Raw genomic sequence first — 20,182 nt, 5'->3', positions numbered from 1 at the left:
TTGCTTTAAATTGAAATGCGATTTAAGACTTCTAGCTTTTGTTCAAGCGTATAGCCCACCGTGCCGTAGTTATTGAACTCAGACCCACCACTGGAGTGGCCTGTGATGCTCTCTGCCAAACGCGTGGGAATGTCATTACAGGCCTTCATTCTGTCGATCAGACCATGACGGAACATGTGGCTTCTGAAGTCTAGGTCGGCCAGGTATTTGTTCATGATGGCCGAGCAACTGTTGCTGCCATGGTAGTGCGCATACTGCGGCACCAGCCATTCACTGCCTTCGCACTTGGCCATCTCCACCAGTCGCTTGGCCGCAAAAAGCGACACCCCAACCAACGGTACAGCCCGGATGCTGCTCTTGTTCTTTCGATTGGAGAGTGCATTTTTGCGGATCCAAATGTGCGGAATTGGGTGATCAAAAACACAATCCTCAACACGGGCGTACACAGGTTCAGACAATCGCAAGCCAGTATTCAACTGGATCAGCCCAATGAACTTGTAGGGCTTGAACCGCGTCATCAACTTTTGTTTGACTGCCAATAACAAATCATGGGTAATGACAGGCATTGGCCTGCGCTCATCTTCGCCGGAAATTTTCAGAGCACGGAATGGGCTCAGTCTGTCTATGTCCAGACATCTGAATGCAACATTGAGCATTGCGTTCAATATCGCTGTTTGCTTGCGGACCGTCACGGGTTTCAAACCCAAACTCAGCAAATGGTCGCGAAAAATGCAAGCATGTGCATAACGTAGATCACATAGGTACAAATCACCCACTAAGGACGAAAAGCGCCTGAAAACATGCAAGACATCGCCCTTGAATTTACGGCCGTCACCTGCATCACTTTCATGGAGGTAAATCGCCACGGCATCCGAAAGTTTAGGTTCGGCATGCATTTCTTTGCGGATGAAATAGTTGCCAATCAGCTCTGCAACGAACGATTCATCGAAGTCAACACCCCTTACTCGAACCAACCGCCGTAAGACAGCTTCCGGAGTTGATTTAACAATCTCGAAGTGGCCGTTACTCATGCTCAAAATGGTCAATTTGCATCCAACAAATTTAATGTCAAAGACGCAGATGGACAACCGGATTTAGATGAATTTCCAGGACGATCTGGACAGAAAATCCACGAAATTTTCCGCCCTAAATCAGCCCTAGAACACCACTCATATAGGCCTTGGATCCGTGTCGATACCGGAATCCAAATCAGCTGCGCAGCGCTGGTTTTGTGCGTGGCTAGACGCCAGTCCTGTTGAATACCCATGCCGTCACGTTGACCAACCCATGGCCACCCCCAAACCATTTTTGCTATGCCTGTCATCCCCATGGCCAGTGATTTGCAAAACGGCCATATTCGGGGCTAAAACCCCGCGTTTTCGGGTCTTTCGACGGTTTATCGTGGCATGTTGGCCTGGCCTGGCCCCATCGATTGTTGCTGCAACCCATAGGCATCGGCCTGGCTGAAGCTACTTGAATGTGTGGGCCTGAGTACTGGCTGTGAGCTGGGCAGTGGTGGGGGCCTGTTGGGGGTCACTACCCTCGCCTGCTGGGGTACTGGACTTTTGGGTGGGGGTGGTTTCGGGGCTGGTGGTTTTGGCTTGGGGGCTGGTGGCTTTTTCGGAACAATCTTTTTAGGCTTGATCCTTTTAGGCTTGGGGGTGGCAGCAATTTGCGCCTTGAGCCTGGCCTGCTCCTTGGCCTGAGCTATCACGGCAGACCATACGTTGTCTGATATCAATCGCCAAAGAGCAAGTTGATCGTCCGCACTGGCTATTTCGTTAAATCGCATAGTTGCTCTCCTTTCTCTATATTTATTTAGCAAAAAGACGAGATCTCGTCCCCTCAATTTCGATCTGCTCATAAATAAAAATATGCGGATCAACGAACTCATCAAACCTAAGTCTCCAGAGCAATTGAAGCTGGACCAACTTCGCGCCACGAGGGAACGCGCCACCACTGCCGTTCAACAAGAACGGGAACGACAGAGAACACAGCGTGCTCAAAAAGCACTGCAGTTGTTGACCAAGCCTAAAGCCCCAACAGCCAAAACAACCAAGCCCATTGGCACCATCAAACCAATCGCGCCAATCAAATCAATCTAGTCAAAAGAAAACCGACACTGGAATCCAGTGTCGGCCATTGCTTGAAGCAGTGATCGCTTGCGTGGCGGCTTTAAGTGGCAGGCTTAACGGGCAGCTTCAACCTCCCTTTTTTCACTACGCCCTCCTCCTTGCCAAATGCAGCTTTGACCAAACCACTGACTGCTTCGATGCGTGCATCCAGCTCTCCGGCATTTACAGCAGCACGCAAAACTTCAAGCGTGGTGATAACGCCTGCGATGGTGTCAGTCTCTATGGCGTTCTTACCTTCGACCACATCCAGAGTGCGTGCGCCATAGCGTACGGTGATGCACATTTTGCCGTTATCTCCAGACCACCACCATGGTTTCAACCGCTTGGGAATTTCAACTCGGCGCATTTCGCCGGTGGCGTCGTCTCGGACTGTGCGAATCTTCACTGGTACAAACTCGGTACCTGACTGAACGGCTTTGGCCATTTGAATCTGCTCATGCAGCTTGGCGCTGAGCTTTTGCCGTCTTGCATGCGCTGGGCTTGTGCCCTGCTGACGCTTGCTGGCGATGAATTTCAATGCGTTAAGACCTGACATTTGCTACTCCTTGTGTGTTGCAGGAATAACAAATTTATTGTCAGACCGTGGCTCTGGGCAACCGAATCATTGGTAACCCGACAGTCTGGAAGGACACCACTCGCAGCTTCAACCAATCAAGATGTTGGGAAACACCGATTTGTACCCTTTGGCCAAAGCTTCCTCTTGAGCAATCCTTTTCTTGTGCTCGTTTTCCTCGGTAGCAGCGTTCAAGGAACGCGGTTTGTAACGCTCCAGCTGCTTAGGGGTCAAATGCCAATAAGGATTACCCGTTTGCTCGCGCATCTGCATTTCAATCTCGGTCTTGAAATCCACGCCCAACCGCCGCTTGAAGAAGATGGCGTCATGAACATTGGCAATCGGTCTGTGACCTTTTGTGAGTGCTACGCGTCTGACGATGTCCATGACCTGCGTCTCACCGTGTTGATACAGGTAAGCCAGCACCTTGGCCTTACTGGGCCTGCCACTGTCGGTTTGAAGGAAGCTTTCTTGCAATAAGTCTGGACGGTGTTTTTTAACTAGTTCGAACAGGTAGTCGTCCAAGGCGTTTTGTTCTTTGATGAAAAGCTGCACGGTTTTGTCGGCCAGAAATCGCTTTCTGTCGTCCCCGTTTTTCAAGATGTCTACCAATGCTGGATTGGTCCAATTTCCCGAAGCATCCAACCAACCATTCGCGGTTTGGCGAGCACCAAAGCAAATAGCGGTAAACGCTTGCTTGAGCAAGGCAGGTTGAAGGTCTTTAGGTACCGGGCTGGCATCTCCAAAAGTGAAATACCTGATCGTGGCCATTAAGTCGACCTTGTCTTCCAGGTACAGCAAAGTGGCTGGGAAATGCTTGCGTAGATCCACATCCAATCCCGAATCGCACAGCAGGCTTCTGGCGTAACCCATCTTCCATGCCACCACACTGCTGCGGATGTCGTACTCCCAACAATTGCCCAGCATGGCACGCCTCAAGTCTTTGTTGACGTTTTGGACGCTGGTACCTTCGTAGTAGGTCCGCCCAAACTGACTGGGTTTGACCCGTTGTACGTAATAGCCCTTGGTGAGTGTAGCAACGCCAATGATCGTCAAGGCTTGGCGAAGAATCGTATCTTTTTGAGCGTCCTTGATGTGCGTAGATTCAATTTCTACCCAGTAAAGGTAGGCCTTGACGGATTCGATGTCTACTGGCACCCAATGGAAAAGCTCAGCTAGTTTTTCCTCTTTCCACTCCTGACCGTATTCAGGATAGAGGTGATCGAACAAGGCTTTGTTGGATGCAGGGTCACCACTGAGGTACGCATCAATTTCTTCATCCGTGGTTGCAGCCGCAATTGATCCGGAAGGTACGGTCAATGTGTTCTGCATTGTGATCAAGGGTGACAGTTTGACCTGTGAGTTCTGACCGGTGAATTTGCTCCCAGGCACCACCGTTTCTAAAAGCTCCAGATTGTTTTCGCGTAACCATTTATGAATGCGAATTTTTTTAGGACCGATCTGACCACCTTTATTGGCCAGTTGCTCCATGGAAACCGCGTACAAATCAAACTTGAGTTGTTCAGGGGTTCTGCCATGCTGCAAAGCGTCGAACAGCATGGACTCGACAACAGCAACGTATTTAGCCAATGCACGTGCAGCTGAGGCTGCTGGCCTAGGAAACGCTTTTTGCAAAGCGGACTCGACAGATTCATGAACGGTGACTTTGATCACGGGGTGCACACTCCTTGATGGCAGAAATCCAGGATTTCACATGTATTTAGCGCCTTTTAATAGATTTCGGCAATTACGAAAAAAAGTCACATGCATATAGTAATTTCAATCATTCAATTGAAAAATCACCTGATCCAAATGGCATCTTGAAGTGGCGCAGCCACCTGATGCCGCAGGCATGCAGCTCCTTGCTTAGATCAAGTCCTGCGCAAACCAGTCAAGTAGACAGGTCTTTTTTGATCTGGATAAGTACTTGATGCGCACATACAAAGCATCAGTCAGGGTCAAGGTCAACGGACGAAGTCAGGTCATTGCCACGGAAATCCGAGCACCTAGTATGCAAGATGCACGATGGCTGCTTTGGGCCATGTACGGTTTTCACAGCATTCAAGTAGGTCCAAATTTGAGCTAAAGAGCCTGAAATTGCAAAGGGCTAAACGATTGGCGGGTCATCCCAAATGGTTCCGTAGTTTGGATATTTACGCCCCTACTTCATCTACCAAACTGAGTAGGCGCGTTGAGTTGACACTTTGACTGAGCCACGCCCATACCGTGCATTCAAGTTGTCTCACGCTTCAATCAGCTTGCGATTGTCAGCTAGCGCTGTCACCAGTGCGTATTCCGGTCATATTGACCAATGCGTATGACAACATGACCACTGAGGCCAGTGCTCTTGGCCCCAAGGCGTAAGCCACACCAAAGCCTGCCACAAAATGGCAAGTATCAGAAAAGTGGCACGGCTGCTTCGCGACATGCAGTCGATTTTACTGATTTCATACGACTCGCTTACTAGGTTTCATACAAACCCTCTCAGCTTGCTTTGACCTAAACGGCCAACCAATTCCATTTCTTATCCGGGTGCTAGGAGATGCTCTTAAAACTAGACACTCGTCTTAGATGGGTAAATGGCTTCTTTAGAGGGCGGATTCAACTGATCGTTGCAAATGACATACCGCAGCCGATGCAAAGCGGATGTTTGTTCATCCAATACAAGTTTATCTATTCCACCTTCAATTTTTTGATGTATATATGTCAAAGTTTGAGGCATATACTTCAATCATATGTGGAGCTCTCTTTTTCTCACCCTGCCAACACAACCAAAGGCAATTCGCCTGCGTATTTGGCGTGCGCTCAAAACTCTGGGGTGCCCTTCATTGCGTGATGGCGTTTATTTGCTGCCTGAGTCTCACGCTGAATTGTTCGATCCGCTAGTTTCTGAGGTACGCGAGAACGGTGGTCAGGCGCATGTGCTGCAACTGTCAACTCATGACGAAGCAATGCGCACCGAAGTGCTAGCCTTGTTTGACCGCAGCAAATCTTATGGTGAATGGCACGGTGAGGCGCAGGCACTGACCGCGTTGCTGCTCGAACTTGACGAAATCGAGGCTAGGCGTCGCTTGCGAGGTGTTACACAAGCACTGCAAGTGTTGCGCCGTATTGATTACTACCCTGGCGCTGCTGCCCAACAGGCACAAGCTGAACTTGATGATTTGCGCCAAACGATCGACACTCAATTTTCGAAGGGTGAGCCGAAGGCGCAGCCAAGTCATGGCATCGCGCGCCTTGACGCTCGCAATTTCAAGGGAAAGCGCTGGGCGACACGTGCTCGCCCTTGGGTAGATCGCCTGGCTTGCGCTTGGCTAATTCGTCGCTTCATTGACCCAGAAGCATCTTTTATTTGGCTTGACGACCCTGCGGGTGCCACACCTCCACCGAGCGGCGTTTTGGGATTTGACTTTGACGGTGCCCGATTCACACATATTGGCTCGCGCGTGAGCTTTGAGGTACTGGCGGCGAGCTTCCGATTGGATGTGGATCAGCGGCTGCAGCGAATTGCCCGTGCTGTTCATTTTCTGGACGTTGGCGGAATTCCCGTTGCAGAAGCAGCTGGACTGGAACTCGTTTTGGCAGGACTGCGGGAGGTCCACACCAACGATGATGCTCTGGCTCAAGCAGCTGCCCTGGTCTTTGATGCGCTGTATGCCGCCCCAGGAATATCTGAATGAACCTCGATCCCGTCACATCAAAAATTCCCACCGAACCCGATATGCCACCCGCGCCGGTGAGCTTCAGCGAGGCCTTCCGTTTTTGGCTCAAGCTTGGCTTTGTCAGCTTTGGTGGCCCAGCCGGGCAGATTGCCATCATGCACACTGAGCTGGTGGAGCGCAGGCGCTGGATCAGCGAGCAGCGTTTTTTGCACGCGCTGAACTACTGCATGCTGCTCCCAGGTCCGGAGGCGCAGCAACTTGCCACCTATATCGGCTGGCTCATGCACCGCACATGGGGCGGTATCGTCGCTGGCGCACTGTTTGTATTGCCCTCGCTTTTCATCCTGATCACACTGAGCTGGATTTATCTGCGCTTTGGCGACGTTCCACTGGTGGCCGGTATCTTCTATGGACTCAAGCCCGCCGTGACTGCGCTGGTACTACACGCCGCTCACCGCATTGGAACAAGGGCGTTGAAAAATCGTTGGATGTGGGCCATAGCTGCCGCTTCGTTCATCGCGATTTTTGCATTTGACACACCGTTTCCAGCCATTGTTCTCGCAGCAGCTTTGGTCGGTTGGTTGGGCTCGCGACGCTGGCCCGAAGTATTTACTCTCGGCGGCGGACATGGATCAAACAAAACCAGTTATGGCCCCGCACTGATCGACGACCATACGCCTACACCTTTGCATGCAAAGTTTTCTCGGGCCAGACTTTTGAAAGTTCTCCTTGTAGGTCTCGGGCTGTGGTTGCTGGCGATGGTGACACTGATCGCGGTCAACGGCCTGGAGGGCACTTTGACGCAAATGGGCTGGTTTTTCACCAAAGCAGCACTGCTGACTTTCGGCGGAGCCTATGCCGTCTTGCCCTACGTCTATCAAGGGGCAGTCGACACCCACCAGTGGCTTAGCGGTCCGCAAATGATCGATGGCCTGGCCCTGGGCGAAACAACGCCGGGCCCGCTGATCATGGTGGTTGCCTTTGTCGGCTTTCTGGGTGGCTGGTTGAAAGAGGTATCAGGCCCGGACGCCCTGTTTCTGGGTGGGGCGTTGGCCGCTACCGTAGTGACTTTTTTTACCTTCCTGCCCTCATTCATCTTCATTTTGGCCGGTGGTCCGGTGGTCGAGGCCACGCACGGCAAGCTGGGATTCACCGCACCCCTGTCAGCGATCACGGCGGCTGTGGTGGGCGTGATCTTGAATCTAGCCATGTTTTTTGCCCACCACGTCCTCTGGCCCCAAGGATTCGAGGGAAGGTTCGATCTGATATCGGCTTTAATTGCCGCTGGTGCTGCAATGGCGCTATTTCGCTTCAAGGTTGGCGTCATGACACTGCTGACAGGTAGTGCTCTGTTTGGTTTGGCGGTCTCCTGGCTGTCCCCCCTGCTGGGCTGAGGGATGCAGGTCGTCGATATTTTGTGATGGAGAGTTGAAGATGTTCATGATGTCGCGCCGGGTTTTGTCTCGGCTGTTGGTGAGTTTTTTTGCAGTCCAGACGATGTGGGCGTCAGCTGTGGAGGTTCGCTTTGAGCCCGTGGCGGACGGCGTTTACGCTTACGTGGGCGATATCGGCGGTCGAACGGTGGCCAACCAGGGCCTGAATGCTAACCTTGGGCTGGTCCTTACATCAGGCGGTGCCGTACTGATTGACAGTGGTTCGACGTTTCAAACCGCTCGTGCCATCCACGAAGCAGTGCGCCGAGTGACACAGCAGCCCGTACGCTGGGTCATCAACACGGGCGGACAGGATCATCGATGGCTGGGCAATGGCTACTTCAAGGCACAAGGGGCTGAGTTGATTGCCCACGCTGCAGCTGTGCCGGACATGGGCTCGCGCGGCGGCGATCAGCTCGCTGCACTTCGCACCTTACTGGGACCTGCTGCAGATGGAACGGAGCTGAGCTTTCCCAGCAGACTGCTGCAGGGGCCTGAAGCGCGATTGGAGCTCGGCGCTACCGTTTTCGAGTTTCGCCATCGCGGGGGTGGCCACACTCCTGGCGACTTGATGGTGTGGCTGCCCCACGTCCAAGTGGCTTTCTCGGGTGACATTGTTTATGTGGACCGTTTGCTGTCAGTTTTGCCTGTGAGCAGCACGCGGGCATGGGTAGAGGCCCTCAACGCTTTGGCTCAATGGAATCCAAAACGCATTGTTCCAGGGCATGGGCGCATCACTGACAGCAAAACAGCCAAGGCACAAAGCTACGATTATTTGCAAGCCATGCGTTCACACATGCAACGCGCTGTGGAGCAAGGTGTAGACATTAGCGAAGCGGTCAAGTCATTCAATGTCAAGCCTTTCATGAACCTGGCAAACGCAGCTGAGTTGCACCCGGGAAACGCCAGCCGCACCTACCTTGAGGTCGAGCGTGAGTAATGTTGTCTCTGTTGTGGAGCATCGTCGAAATTGCACTTTCCGAGTTAGGGATCTCGTGAGGGTGGAAATTTACGAACGGTCTTTTGATCCAGACAGTGTTTTTTGAAAAACATGCTGGCAGTTGATCGCCCGAACGTCTTTGCTGTTTTGTTCAGCTTGGCATTGCATGGCGCAGTCTTGGCGTTGGCCAGCGGTTATCAATTCGGCTACCGTATTGCCGACAAAGAATCACCCCCAAGTCGAATCGTCTTCATGCAGGTGCAGCCACCACCGCAAGATGATGCACCCATGCGGGGCCAGGAACTTTCGCCAGCGATCGATTCACCAAACCCAAAAGACCTTGGAATTGTTCCAATCACTGACTCGACAGACAGGTCACCGCCAGCCAAAGAGCCAGCCACCATGGCAGCGCCTTCAGCGCCTACTGCGGAGGATTGGGCTTTTGCGGGAAGTTACACAAACAAAAACAGCAAAGGCTATCGGTACAACTGGGGCCAACAGGTGCGCAGCATGATGGGTACTGTTGTCGAGGGGCCTGATCAAGGTTACGTTCGTTTCAGAATTGAAATCGCACCCGACGGAACACTGGCCAAGTTGAAAACCATTTGGACGACGTCCGCAGTGGCCGAGCAACTGGCGCGCAAGGCGGTTGAAAACATGCCGCCACTGCCACCCACGCCAACAGGAAAGCCGCTTATCTTTGAGAAAACAATCTCGTTCACGCCGTTCGCTTCAGACGGTCCACCGAGTTACAAAGACGACTGCTTGCCGGATCCGCCTGTTTTTCGCAATCCTTTTGCTTGGGATGGCAAATCACCACAAACGGTGGCCACACCGCCGAAGACTGAAAAGTTAGATCCCCAAGCCATGGAGGATTGCCTCAGACAGTTGCCAAGAGACTCGATTGAGGCTGAGATGGCACGTGACCGACGTGAGATGGAAAGATGGGGATGGAGCAAATGACTCACCACCAAGCCAGCGTATTGGTTGTGTGCCACGGGCAGAGCCGTTTTTTCTCAGCTGTTTAAATTGATTTCACGCTGAGTTTGATCGTATTTAGTTGACCGCTTTTGGCCGACAGCTGCAGTTTCACTTGCGACGATCGATGGCAGCAATCGCTGCATTGCAGTCATCCCCCAAATCTGATCTCATGAGTTCGAGGGGGAGAGTCACACTGCGCTGTGAAAAGTGTCTAGGAATTTAGGAAAATTCCATTCTTCAATATTCACTCGGCAGCATGATCACCCAATGCTCCCCGTCCCAGCAAGCGTAAAGAGTTTGTTCTGCTATGGGGAAGTCAGTGAAGGGTATCTCTTGACGGGCGTGCTCACGACCGTTGCCGTCCTCGTAAACCATGGTGGCTCGGGTACCTTTCACTGTCACGCGAATCAGCACAAACCAATCCGCTGTGCCGATTTCGCTTAGGTGACTGGCCACAGCATCCATCATCCAAAAACACTCGGCCTCTTCAGCAAGATATTTGGTGCCATCTGTCAACAGATGCCTGCGACTGATTCGGTAGTAGCGCTCTGTGCCGGTAAAGTGTGACAGCTGGCTTGCTTCAAAATTTTTCATCTCAAAACTCCGACTTGGCCAAAGCCGCCTGACTGTTAGCCAGCAGGTCGATGCGCAAATTAGGCATGATGTTGCAGACCAGATGGTTGATGGACCAGTTCAATATCTGCGCACGCTCACGGTCTGTTGCAGCCTCTTCCATGCGTTCTAGGTAACGGTCCATCTCGTAGTGAGTACGCTGCAGGTGGTTGATGGTCTCCTGTATTTGTTGCACAGCTTGTTCCCGTGCATGCTTGGCTTCATAAGCTGCCAATTCTGTGGCTTGGATCGATGTCATCGGAGAGTCCTTTTTCGTTTGCATGCCCACAGTTTTGTGTCAGACACGTAGATGGACAACCGATTTAAAGAGTCCCGACAGATTGGACGGATACCGAATAACAAACACCCTGGTGATCTGAAAAGTACTTCGCCAAATTTTTCCAGCAGAATTTCCCAAGATCCACAAGCTACTTTTTGGCTGAACGGATCGGGGCAAGGAGCCCACAGAGCCCAGCGTCCAAGCTGGTGATAAACCAGTGACAAATTGGCTCTAAAAAGCTAAAATATATTCAAATCAAATGGGACTTGCCATGCCTAATTCGGCTCTAAACCAGTCTGCACGCCAGAAAAATGTTGCAAATATGCTGGCTACGCTGCGCATTGAAAAGCTCAGTCCAAGTGAAAGCCTCAAGCCCTCGCTGCAGGCCTATGTAGATGGGCAAAAAACGACTACTGATTTGCTCAACGAAGTTAAGGCCAAATATGTCGCGCTACGACGCGGATGATGTCTATTGCATCCCGGGCACGGCTGTTCTAAAGAACAAAGCTGGAATAACAGATCAAGACCTGCTTGATGAGTATGAAGGTGACTTCACAGCTATTCGCCTTTTGGAGCTCACTCAAGACCCAGTCGGGGGCTCTTTTGACTTAGCGCATCTGTGCAAAATTCATCAGTATCTTTTTCAGGATGTCTACGATTGGGCGGGTCAAGTCAGGAGCGTGGACATCATCAGGGGAGACAGTCGGTTTTGCAACGTGCGCCAAATCCAGTCTTACTCGAACACCGTTTTCAGTTCCCTGGCATCAGAAAAATATTTGCTCAACTTAGAGCCCAAAGTTTTTTCAAGCCGTTTAGCCCACTACTTATCAGAGATCAATGCGATACATCCATTTCGCGAAGGCAATGGGCGAGTGCAACGACTTTTTATTTCACAATTAGCTGAGCACGCAGGCTACTCTTTGAATTTTTCAGCTTTGGATCAAGCTACGCTTTACCCAGTGATGCAGGCATCATTTCTTGGCGACGAACAGCCTCTATCTGAACTGATTTTTAAAATCATTACCTAAGATCTACCAACTCCGCTGCACTGTCAACGCAGTTTGCCCCAAACTTAAAATCCACGCGTAAAACGCCCTACAACGCGTGTTCTCGATGATCCGAATACTCTGAGTGCTGACACAGCCGATCAGCGCTTGTAGGGCTTTTTTGACGCCCTGCCCTGCTGGGCACTGAAAGAGTGCGTGACTGCGGCGGAAATATATGAAAACTGTGCTTTTACAAGATTTCGCTGGTTGAGCGTTGAAAACATTGAAGAAAATTTCAGTGGAAAAGTTATCCACAGCATGTTCAACCACGCCGCTTTTGTCCGCTGAAACCCGCCACTTCGGCAGGACTCAGGTTGTCCAGATAAATATGTGAAAACACAATGCAGTTATTGCAAACACATGATTAAAGGAGAACTTGAATGGCACAGGCAAAGACACTGACGAAGGATGAATTGTCCAGGGTACTGGACTACATCAATACGCGTCGCTTCGCGCAACGTAACCGGGCAATGATGCTGCTGACGCACTTGGCAGGCCTGCGAATCGGAGAGGTGGCTTGCTTGCGTTGGTCAGACGTGACAAACCATGATGGCACCGTCAAAGAAGAAATTCGCTTGCTGCCCGACATGACCAAGGGACGACATGCACGCACTGTATTTATCAACATCCGACTGCGCGAAGAATTACAAGCGTATGCATCACAAGCCAAATGCATTGATCGCAGTTACCCTTTCTTCGCCAGCCAAAAAAGCATAAAGACCGGGTTCAGCGCAAACAGTCTTGCCCAGACATTTGCATTACTTTACGAAGGCGCAGGCCTGGAAGGCGCCAGTAGCCACAGCGGTCGCAGAACGTTTTTGACATCACTGGCCAACAAGGGCACAGCAATCCACATTTTGAAGACTTTGGCCGGTCATCGCAGCATCAGCACCACTGCCGCTTACCTCTACAGCAGTCCCAGCCAGTTAAAAGCGGCTGTTGAGTTAATTGGCTAAAACCTATTTGTCTCACCTGCCAGATCACAATGAACCGAGAAATAGCTCCACAGTAGCGAAACGACGTTCACTCGTTTTAATCAATCAACTGTTACAGGCTTGAATTAGTAAATACAAACGACCGACTGTTTTGCAGCGGTAGCTGCCGGTCGTGTCTCGCGGTCACTTCTGGACTCCAACCCTAAAGCAGTCATCCGTACGCACTAAACCTCACATCTTCACTGACAGGTTTCAGAATACAAACTGACAGTGGTAAAGCACAGCGTCGCAGCAAAGCGGTAAACGCCCGGTTTTGTATGTGCATACCGATCATGCCAACCTATTGCTGACTTATGCAAAATGGAAAAGCAGACGCTAAACGTTGAAGCTGATAAGCGAGCAGAAAGTTGCCCCAGCGAGTCGGTTCGCCGCTGGTTAGCCACGTTCAAAATACGGCTTGAGTCCGGCTTCAATGGCCTGAAGCGCAGATTAAAATTCATTCTATAGGTTGGTGGTCTCTTGGGCCAACGGTAAAGCACAAAAATTTTGCAGGAGAGATTAAGTATTTGCGCCGTGATGAAGGCTTACGAATTTAAAGGCGGCGAGGTGATGAATGAAAATTATGTTTAATTCTTGATCTACTCGACAAATCAAAAAAAACTGCCCCTAGGGCAATGCCAGTCAGTTAAGCCACTGACTGGCATTTTTTTGTTGGGAACTTGCTGCGAGAGCGCTTGACCTCGCGTGGGAATGAGCGATCGGCGCGGCGCGGTGGAAGTACGAAGTGGCGCGCTTGCATCAACAGCCGCTGCAAGAGTTCAGGCAAGGTGCCCGCACGCGCCAGATGCACCGTGTTGATGGCTCCCACGATGGCATGGCGAGCTGTATGAAAGCTGATGCGGGTCGGCGCAACCCCTTCATGCTCTGCCATCAAACGCATCCAACGCCTGAGCAGCGTGTAGGCAAGCAGAACGCCCCAGACCTCCTGCTTGACTAACTCAGGGTGTTTGCTGCGCAACACAGCTTGCCCTTGTTGCAGCGATTGTTTGATCTCTCGAAACCCCAGCTCGATCTCCCAGCGCTGACGGTACAACTGCGCCAGCGGCTTCGCGGCAAACTGCTCAGGATCGAGCATTGAGGTGATAAACCGCCTGATCTTGCCTCCAACGCTCACCTCAATGAGCCGGGCCTGCCAATGACAGGGCATTTCTGGGTGCAGTTGTCTGGCGCGAGGCGATACGGGCATGCGGATCAGCCAGTCGCCTTGGCCCAAAGTCTGCACCACCTCGTGACGCAGATTGTCCTTGGCACGCATGAGCCAATGGCGCTGCTGGCCCGCTTGACTCCATTGCAGCAGGAACGCCGCACTGAAATAGGCACGGTCGAACAAGGTGATGGAGTGATCCAGGCCACGCAGTCCAGCCGCCAGTGTCAGCTCGCCGCAGCTGTAATCCCCCAATCGGGCATCAAGCAGTTCATGGCTGTCAGTGTCCAGCAGGCAGACAGCGCGCACCATGGGCCAAGGCTGGGGACCGTATTGCGTCTGGCCGCTTCCCAGCGCTTGGCGGTTGTCTGCACTGTCTGGGGTTGACCACACCACGCCATCGACCGCCAAGACGCGCAAATCTCCTGTGTGCACCGCATGGGCACGGCCCCAGGCATTGGTGAGCAAGGCAAACAAGTGTTCCATGGGCTGGGCACCTAGCCGCTGGCGAGCCTGCACACTGGCGCTGGGTGCGGGCAGTTCTTTGCCATCGAGCGTCAGCGCCATCTCCTGCACCACCTGCCACAGCGGCATGTGGCGAAACAGTGCCAGGCCAATGACCAGCCACACAGCGTGTTCGGCAGGCAACTTGCGTCTGCGCACGGAGGCTTTGCCTGTGGCAGCCAGCGCTTGCTCTATCCAGGCCGGATCCAGCAACGCGCTCAACTCGGCTATCCCGTTGGCAGGCAGTGCCTCCAGCGTCTCGTTCAGGGTGGTTTGCAGCAGACTCAAAACAAAAAGGGAACATGTTGAACATGTTCCCTTTTTAAACCACGTCAGCTTCGCTTTGGCTTAACTGACTGGCATTGGCCCCTAGGGGCAGTTTTTAGAAGTAGTGAGAATTTTGCTGTAAAAAATAAATAGGTAATTTCAGCGATCAACTTCTCTGCGAGTTGCACCAGTAAAAAGCTGACGAGGGCGACCTATTTTGTACTCAGGATCGCTGATCATTTCGTTCAACTGAGCGATCCAACCAACTGTGCGCGCAAGGGTAAAAATACCAGTAAAAAGATTAACGGGTATGCCGATAGCGCGTTGAACGATGCCTGAGTAAAAATCTACGTTGGGGTATAGCTTGCGGCTAACGAAGTATTCATCTTCCAGAGCAATCTTTTCTAACTCTTTGGCCAGCTTAAATAGGGGATCGTTCTCAAGTCCCATCTCAGCAAGGACTTCGTTGCATGTCTCTTGCATCAATTTGGCACGTGGGTCATAGTTTTTGTAAACACGATGACCGAAACCCATCAGCTTAGTAGTCGAGTTTTTGTCTTTTACTTCGTTCATGAACTCGCCAACTTTGGCAACGCCGCCGTTGGCTTGTATCTCCTCCAGCATTTTCAAGCAGGCCTCATTGGCACCACCGTGGGCTGGACCCCAAAGACATGCTACCCCCGCAGCAATAGCTGCGAATGGGTTTGTTCCAGACGAACCGCACAGGCGAACTGTGGATGTTGATGCGTTTTGCTCGTGCTCAGCATGCAGGATGAATATGCGGTCCATCGCACGTTCAAGTACCGGGTTGACTTTGTAATCCTCGCACGGTGTACCGAACATCATTCGTAGAAAATTACCTGCGTAAGAGAGGTCATTGCGCGGATACATGTAAGGCTGACCCAGTCCATATTTGTAGGCCATTGCTACCAGTGTTGGCATCTTGGCGATCAGTCGGATAGCCGATATGTGACGGTGTTCGGGATTATTGATATCGGTACTGTCATGGTAGAAAGCTGACATTGCGCCAACCAGACCCGTCAGTACAGCCATAGGATGAGCATCCCGTCGAAATCCGCGCAGAAAAAATTGCATCTGCTCATTGACCATGGTGTGTTCATTGACCAATTTGTGGAACTCCTTGCTTTGCTGTCCAACAGGCAATTCTCCGTTCAGCAAAAGAAAGCAAGTGTCCAAAAAGTCTACCTTGCTGGCCAGTTGTTCAATAGGATAGCCACGGTAGAGCAACTCACCCTTGTCACCGTCGATATAGGTGATTGCGGACTGGCAAGAGGCGGTTGACAAAAATCCAGGGTCATAGGTAAACATATCGCTTTTGGAATACAACTTGCGAATATCGATCACATCGGGACCGATGTTGCCTTTGTAAACAGGCAATTCAACGGGAGGTGTTCCGTTGGTGAAAGTCAATGTGGCTTTGTAATCCGCAAGTTTCATTTGCAATCCTTTTTGATAAATATTCAGTGTGTGTTGACGGCAATAGTTGAGCTCAAGGGAAGTGCTGACCCTTGCTTTTTCTGAATTAGCGACACACCATTTTTGACAGCGACAATTTCTGCCGCAATAGAGACAGCGATTTCAGTCGGAGTTTTACCGCCCAAGTCCAGTCCTATCGGTCCATGTAAACGATCGATTTCCGTTTTGGATAAGTCAAACATGGCAAGTCGCTCCTTGCGGACTGTTGTATTTTTTCGTGATCCGAGCGCACCAATGTAAAAAGCTGGAGACTTGAGCGCTTCCAAAAGCACCATATCGTCAAGCTTCGAGTCGTGAGTCAAAGCAACCACTGCACTGTGTGGGTCTAGCTCAAGTTGCAATACCAAGTCATCAGGCATTTCTTTGCTGAAAGTTGCGCCTTTGACATCCCAAGTCAGGTGATACTCTTCCCTTGGATCACAGCAAATCACTTCGAAGTCAAGCGCTAATGCCATCTCCGCTAGGACCCGAGATAACTGGCCGGCCCCGACTATCAGCAATCGCCACCTTGGTCCAAAAAGTGAGCGTAGGCGAGTGCCTGTGAATTCAAACTGTTCGCCGCGTGACGCCGTTTCGATCAGAATTTCACCCGTTTTTAAATCTAAGGTGCGGGCAACAAGACGGTGCTTGGATGTCAGGTCTAAAACCTCGTCAATCCATTTGTTACAAATTAAAGGCTCTTGTACCAAGCGCAAATTACCTCCGCAGGGCAAACCAAAGCGTGCAGCCTCTTCTTTGCTGACACCGTAGTTGATCAACGACGGCTTTAGAACCCGATCACCCTTACGAACGCGCTCTATCAAATCGTCTTCAACGCATCCGCCAGACACTGAACCTACAACCAACCCGTCGCTACGCAAGCACAAAAGAGCGCCGGGTGGTCTAGGCGCTGAGCCCCAGGTTTCAATGACTGTGACCAACCAAACACGATGGCCTTCTTTGAACCATTGGCGTGCCTGAGAAAGAACTTGCAAATCTAAACTGTCCATGGACGTACTTCTTGAGTAAAGACAACACTCGTTGGCCTTAGGGTCTTTTTTTTTTCCACGCATCCTGAGGCAACGCTGAGTTAATCTTTTTGATTGATTCGACAAAATGATCATGCAGTCGAAGGAACTGTATTTTTGTTTCGAGACGACCACAACTGCATGGCGATCATCAGTACCATCAATATGAAAAATCCCATGGCAACCGTGCTGTCAAGAAAGGCTTGATGACTTCCTTCACCCAAAATCAAAGCCGTGCGGTATTGGTTTTCTAAAGTGCCGCCCAGAACCAGTCCCAGCACCACGGGCGCAATAGGTATACGTAGTCGTTGCAACACATAACCTATGAGCCCCATAAAGCCCATAAGGTAAACATCGAACATGGAGTTTCGGATGGCATAAGAGCCCAGTACGCACATCACGATGATCACTACCGCCATCAGGTGGGCGGGAGCGCTCATCACTTTCACAAACCAACGGATGCCCCAGATTTGAACAATAAGGGTGACGATGTAGGAAATGACTATGGCAATGTAGATGGCGTAAATAGCAGGCAGATCTGTTTGAAATAAAGCGGGACCAGGCGCCAAGCCATGCAAAATCATTCCCCCCAAGATGACCGCCGTGGCAGGATCTCCAGGTATACCTAAGCTCAAAAGCGGGATCATGGTCCCTCCAGTGACCGCGTTGTTGGCACTCTCGGGTGCCAATACGCCAGACAACTCGCCTTGGCCGTAAGCTTCTGGCTTTGGGTCAAAACGTTTAGCGTGGTCGTAAGCTAAAAAAGCTGCAATTGGTCCGCCGGTACCAGGGATTGCACCAATAGCAGTACCAATGGCGCTGCAACGCACCATCAAGCCAAAGCGGTTCTTCAACTGTTGCCAACTGGGAAGGCTTGCGCGAACATCAGTGCCGACAGATTTCGCTTCAGTTCGACCAAAGTCCGTGAAAGTTGAAATCACCTGTGGCACTGCAAAAAGACCAATCATCCCGACCAGCAAATTAACGCCTTGCTGTAACTCCACTGTGCCAAAGGTGAGTCTGGCAACTCCGTCGATCGGATCCAGGCCAACAATCACCAACATGAGTCCTAATACGCCTGCCACTAAGCCACGGGCAATAGAACGTTCACCCAAACCGCAGATAGTGGACAAACCAAATAGCACCAAAGCGAAAATCTCAACAGGTCCAAATTTGATAGCCAGACCCGCTAATTGCTCCAATAGCAGCATCATTACAAGCAGGCTGAACATACCGCCGAAAACGGATGCAATCACAGCTCCTCCGAGAGCTACGCTGGCTTGACCCTTCATCGCCATTGGATATCCATCAAAGACGGTCGCTGCTGCTGAGGGTGTTCCAGGTATACCTATAAGAATGGCAGAAACGGACCCGCCCGTCATTCCTCCAATATAAATCCCCATGAGAAGTGCAATCGCCGGAGTGGCGGCCATGCCAAATGTAAATGGCAACAAAAGCGCCAATGCCATGGAGAAGGTTAGCCCAGGTATAGCACCGAAGATCACGCCCACCACACTGCCAACAGCTACCGCCAGCAAGGCTTGCCATGTCATGGCCATCTGAAGACCAGTTGTTATCGCATCCATTATTTGTCTCCTGAATTAAACCAACCACCACCAAGAACCGCCCGGCAATGGAACGCGCAGAAGCACAACAAATACCAGCCAACACACGAGCGTTATGCCGGACGACAACAACGCTATAAAAGACCAGCGGCGGATTTTCAACAAACCTGCAAGAGTCAGTGCCAGAACTATGGGGGTTGAGACTAAGAAGCCGATCTTTTCCATGAGAAATGCGTAAAGCATGAGCAGCCCAAAAGTACCTAACACAATCCGCAATTCATGCTGAACAGATGCAGATTCTTTTTTGGTCTCCGATTGGGCTGTTGCGTTACTGGCGGGTCTCGAAAAATCCGACAATGTGATGAGCAGTCCCAAAAGCAAAAGTGCGCACCCCAGCATGATTGGAAAGGCCTGCGGCCCCGGTTCCCCTGGTGTGTTGGAAGAGGGGATGTATTTATAGGACAGCCACAGCCAAACTACTGCAAGGACGCTTAGCAGCAGCCCCAAAAAACGTTGAGATTGCATGTTCAACCTTTGTTATTTTTTAAGGCCAAGCTCAGTCATCAATTTGGCGTATTCGGCATCGTCTTCGGCCACCACTTTTCCAAATGCAGCGGATGGTAAGTATTCAGGTTCAAAGCCGAGTTTGGCGCTTTGGATCTTGAACTCTGTGCTTTCCACAGTGACTTGTATGGCATTTTGAAGTCGTGCAATGACCTCTTTCGGGGTGCCCGCTGGCACTGCGATGCCGCGCCACATGACCATGTTTACATCAAAGCCTTGTTCTTTGGCTGTCGGCACATGGGGCACCAGTGGCACTCGCTTGTCAGACGTCACAGCAACGATGTGAATTTTGTCAGCCATCGCGGTGAATTGCGACGGCCATTGCAGCGCTGCATCGACGCGCCCACCGAGTAACTCAACAGGAGCGCTGCCTGTTCCATACGGGACATAGATCACTTCAATGCCCATTTTTTTGAATAATGAGGCTGATGCCAGGTGCGTGAAAGAACCCCGGCCAGAGATACCCACTTTGAGCTTTTGTTTTTTGCCAGCAGCAGCGACATCAGCGAGTGTTTTCCAACCCGAATCACTCCGAACAGCCAAGGCGGGAACTTCCATGCCAGCCTGTGCCACTGGGTCAAAGCTGCGGTAGTCGAAGGGTATGTTGCCACCGTGAAAAGTCGTATTGATGGAGTTGGAATTCCAAACAATGTTGTAGCCATTGGGCGGCGAGGATTTGACAAAAGAATAGCCAGCAGCGCCACCACCACCGGTGCGGCTGACCGCTGCCACAGGCACCTTCAGCTGTTTGGACATGCCGTCGGCCAACACCTGTGCGATCGTTGCACTGGAGCCTCCAAAAAGAACTGTCATCTCAACGGCTTGCTTGGGAAAATCATTTGCCAGAGTTGAGCTCCATGGCGATACAGACACGACCGCTATGGCCGCGAACTGAAGGCTGCGAATGCGCAGCGCGGAAGTTATTTTTTGAATCACTTTTGTCTCCTGCTTGTTTGTTGAAGATGGGCACACAGCGTTTTCGCTAGGATAGACATCG

At 51.3% G+C, this 20,182-nt stretch carries 19 protein-coding genes; 8 read left to right on the top strand and 11 right to left on the bottom strand.

All coding sequences use genetic code 11. From position 1 onward, the window contains the following. Positions 1 to 5: 5 nt before the first annotated feature. Positions 6 to 1,031 (bottom strand): tyrosine-type recombinase/integrase, encoded by a 1,026-nt coding sequence (locus tag SWE17_RS04385; RefSeq protein ID WP_322991894.1) that lies wholly within the window; start codon positions 1,029 to 1,031, stop codon positions 6 to 8. A gap of 843 nt (positions 1,032 to 1,874) precedes the next feature. On the opposite strand from SWE17_RS04385, the gene SWE17_RS04380 reads away from it, so the two are divergent. After that, the gene (locus SWE17_RS04380; RefSeq protein WP_158235693.1) at positions 1,875 to 2,105 is read left to right on the top strand and encodes a hypothetical protein; all 231 of its coding nucleotides are present in this window, start codon (positions 1,875 to 1,877) and stop codon (positions 2,103 to 2,105) included. Positions 2,106 to 2,175: 70 nt separating this feature from the next. Here SWE17_RS04380 and SWE17_RS04375 read toward each other — a convergent pair whose 3' ends face one another. Both SWE17_RS04375 and SWE17_RS04370 read right to left on the bottom strand, forming a co-directional pair. Beyond that, entirely contained in the window at positions 2,176 to 2,670 is a 495-nt protein-coding gene (locus SWE17_RS04375) for a DUF6641 family protein (protein WP_322991893.1), read from the bottom strand. A gap of 108 nt (positions 2,671 to 2,778) precedes the next feature. Beyond that, positions 2,779 to 4,362: a hypothetical protein gene (locus SWE17_RS04370; RefSeq protein WP_322991892.1), complete on the bottom strand. Its 1,584-nt coding sequence runs from the start codon at positions 4,360 to 4,362 to the stop codon at positions 2,779 to 2,781. 1,061 nt (positions 4,363 to 5,423) lie between these two features. Here SWE17_RS04370 and SWE17_RS04365 point away from each other — a divergent pair. From SWE17_RS04365 to SWE17_RS04350, 4 genes are all read left to right on the top strand, one after another. Then, on the top strand, positions 5,424 to 6,368 hold the full coding sequence (locus SWE17_RS04365) for a chromate resistance protein ChrB domain-containing protein (RefSeq protein WP_322991891.1): 945 nt from the start codon (positions 5,424 to 5,426) through the stop codon (positions 6,366 to 6,368). After that, complete coding sequence (gene chrA, locus SWE17_RS04360) at positions 6,365 to 7,744, top strand: chromate efflux transporter (protein WP_100120383.1); 1,380 nt, start codon at positions 6,365 to 6,367, stop codon at positions 7,742 to 7,744. The genes SWE17_RS04365 and chrA overlap by 4 nt, the downstream gene beginning before the upstream one ends. Positions 7,745 to 7,784: 40 nt before the next feature. Next, the gene (locus SWE17_RS04355) at positions 7,785 to 8,723 is read left to right on the top strand and encodes an MBL fold metallo-hydrolase (RefSeq protein ID WP_100120384.1); all 939 of its coding nucleotides are present in this window, start codon (positions 7,785 to 7,787) and stop codon (positions 8,721 to 8,723) included. Between the two features lie 111 nt (positions 8,724 to 8,834). Then, the gene (locus SWE17_RS04350; protein WP_322991935.1) at positions 8,835 to 9,686 is read left to right on the top strand and encodes an energy transducer TonB; all 852 of its coding nucleotides are present in this window, start codon (positions 8,835 to 8,837) and stop codon (positions 9,684 to 9,686) included. Between the two features lie 255 nt (positions 9,687 to 9,941). Here SWE17_RS04350 and SWE17_RS04345 read toward each other — a convergent pair whose 3' ends face one another. Together SWE17_RS04345 and SWE17_RS04340 are read right to left on the bottom strand one after the other, a co-directional pair. Next, positions 9,942 to 10,298: a DUF6876 family protein gene (locus tag SWE17_RS04345; RefSeq protein ID WP_322991890.1), complete on the bottom strand. Its 357-nt coding sequence runs from the start codon at positions 10,296 to 10,298 to the stop codon at positions 9,942 to 9,944. Between the two features lies 1 nt (position 10,299). Then, positions 10,300 to 10,575: a hypothetical protein gene (locus SWE17_RS04340; RefSeq protein WP_322991889.1), complete on the bottom strand. Its 276-nt coding sequence runs from the start codon at positions 10,573 to 10,575 to the stop codon at positions 10,300 to 10,302. 280 nt (positions 10,576 to 10,855) lie between these two features. Between SWE17_RS04340 and SWE17_RS04335 the strand changes: the two genes are divergently transcribed. From SWE17_RS04335 to SWE17_RS04325, 3 genes are all read left to right on the top strand, one after another. Continuing rightward, complete coding sequence (locus SWE17_RS04335; protein WP_322991888.1) at positions 10,856 to 11,062, top strand: antitoxin VbhA family protein; 207 nt, start codon at positions 10,856 to 10,858, stop codon at positions 11,060 to 11,062. Further along, positions 11,040 to 11,624 carry a Fic/DOC family protein gene (locus SWE17_RS04330; RefSeq protein ID WP_322991887.1) on the top strand — a complete coding sequence of 195 codons (585 nt, stop codon included), beginning with the start codon at positions 11,040 to 11,042 and terminating at the stop codon, positions 11,622 to 11,624. The genes SWE17_RS04335 and SWE17_RS04330 overlap by 23 nt, the downstream gene beginning before the upstream one ends. Before the next feature lie 398 nt (positions 11,625 to 12,022). Next, positions 12,023 to 12,598, top strand: a complete 576-nt coding sequence (locus SWE17_RS04325; protein ID WP_322991886.1) for a site-specific integrase — start codon at positions 12,023 to 12,025, stop codon at positions 12,596 to 12,598. A gap of 664 nt (positions 12,599 to 13,262) precedes the next feature. Here SWE17_RS04325 and SWE17_RS04320 read toward each other — a convergent pair. From SWE17_RS04320 to SWE17_RS04295, 6 genes are all read right to left on the bottom strand, one after another. Beyond that, positions 13,263 to 14,573: an IS4 family transposase gene (locus SWE17_RS04320; protein ID WP_193912571.1), complete on the bottom strand. Its 1,311-nt coding sequence runs from the start codon at positions 14,571 to 14,573 to the stop codon at positions 13,263 to 13,265. Between the two features lie 138 nt (positions 14,574 to 14,711). Then, entirely contained in the window at positions 14,712 to 16,010 is a 1,299-nt protein-coding gene (gene gltA / locus SWE17_RS04315; protein ID WP_322991885.1) for a citrate synthase, read from the bottom strand. Positions 16,011 to 16,033: 23 nt separating this feature from the next. After that, positions 16,034 to 17,038 (bottom strand): XdhC family protein, encoded by a 1,005-nt coding sequence (locus SWE17_RS04310; RefSeq protein ID WP_322991884.1) that lies wholly within the window; start codon positions 17,036 to 17,038, stop codon positions 16,034 to 16,036. A gap of 110 nt (positions 17,039 to 17,148) precedes the next feature. Further along, on the bottom strand, positions 17,149 to 18,642 hold the full coding sequence (locus SWE17_RS04305; RefSeq protein ID WP_322991883.1) for a tripartite tricarboxylate transporter permease: 1,494 nt from the start codon (positions 18,640 to 18,642) through the stop codon (positions 17,149 to 17,151). 15 nt (positions 18,643 to 18,657) lie between these two features. After that, entirely contained in the window at positions 18,658 to 19,146 is a 489-nt protein-coding gene (locus SWE17_RS04300) for a tripartite tricarboxylate transporter TctB family protein (RefSeq protein WP_322991882.1), read from the bottom strand. A 12-nt stretch (positions 19,147 to 19,158) separates the two neighbouring features. Then, on the bottom strand, positions 19,159 to 20,157 hold the full coding sequence (locus SWE17_RS04295) for a tripartite tricarboxylate transporter substrate binding protein (RefSeq protein WP_322991881.1): 999 nt from the start codon (positions 20,155 to 20,157) through the stop codon (positions 19,159 to 19,161). Positions 20,158 to 20,182: the final 25 nt, after the last annotated feature.

It is taken from the genome of Limnohabitans sp., from assembly GCF_034680285.1.
Taxonomy (GTDB): Bacteria; Pseudomonadota; Gammaproteobacteria; order Burkholderiales; family Burkholderiaceae_C; genus Limnohabitans_A.
This window is presented reverse-complemented; position numbering and strand designations above follow the sequence as displayed.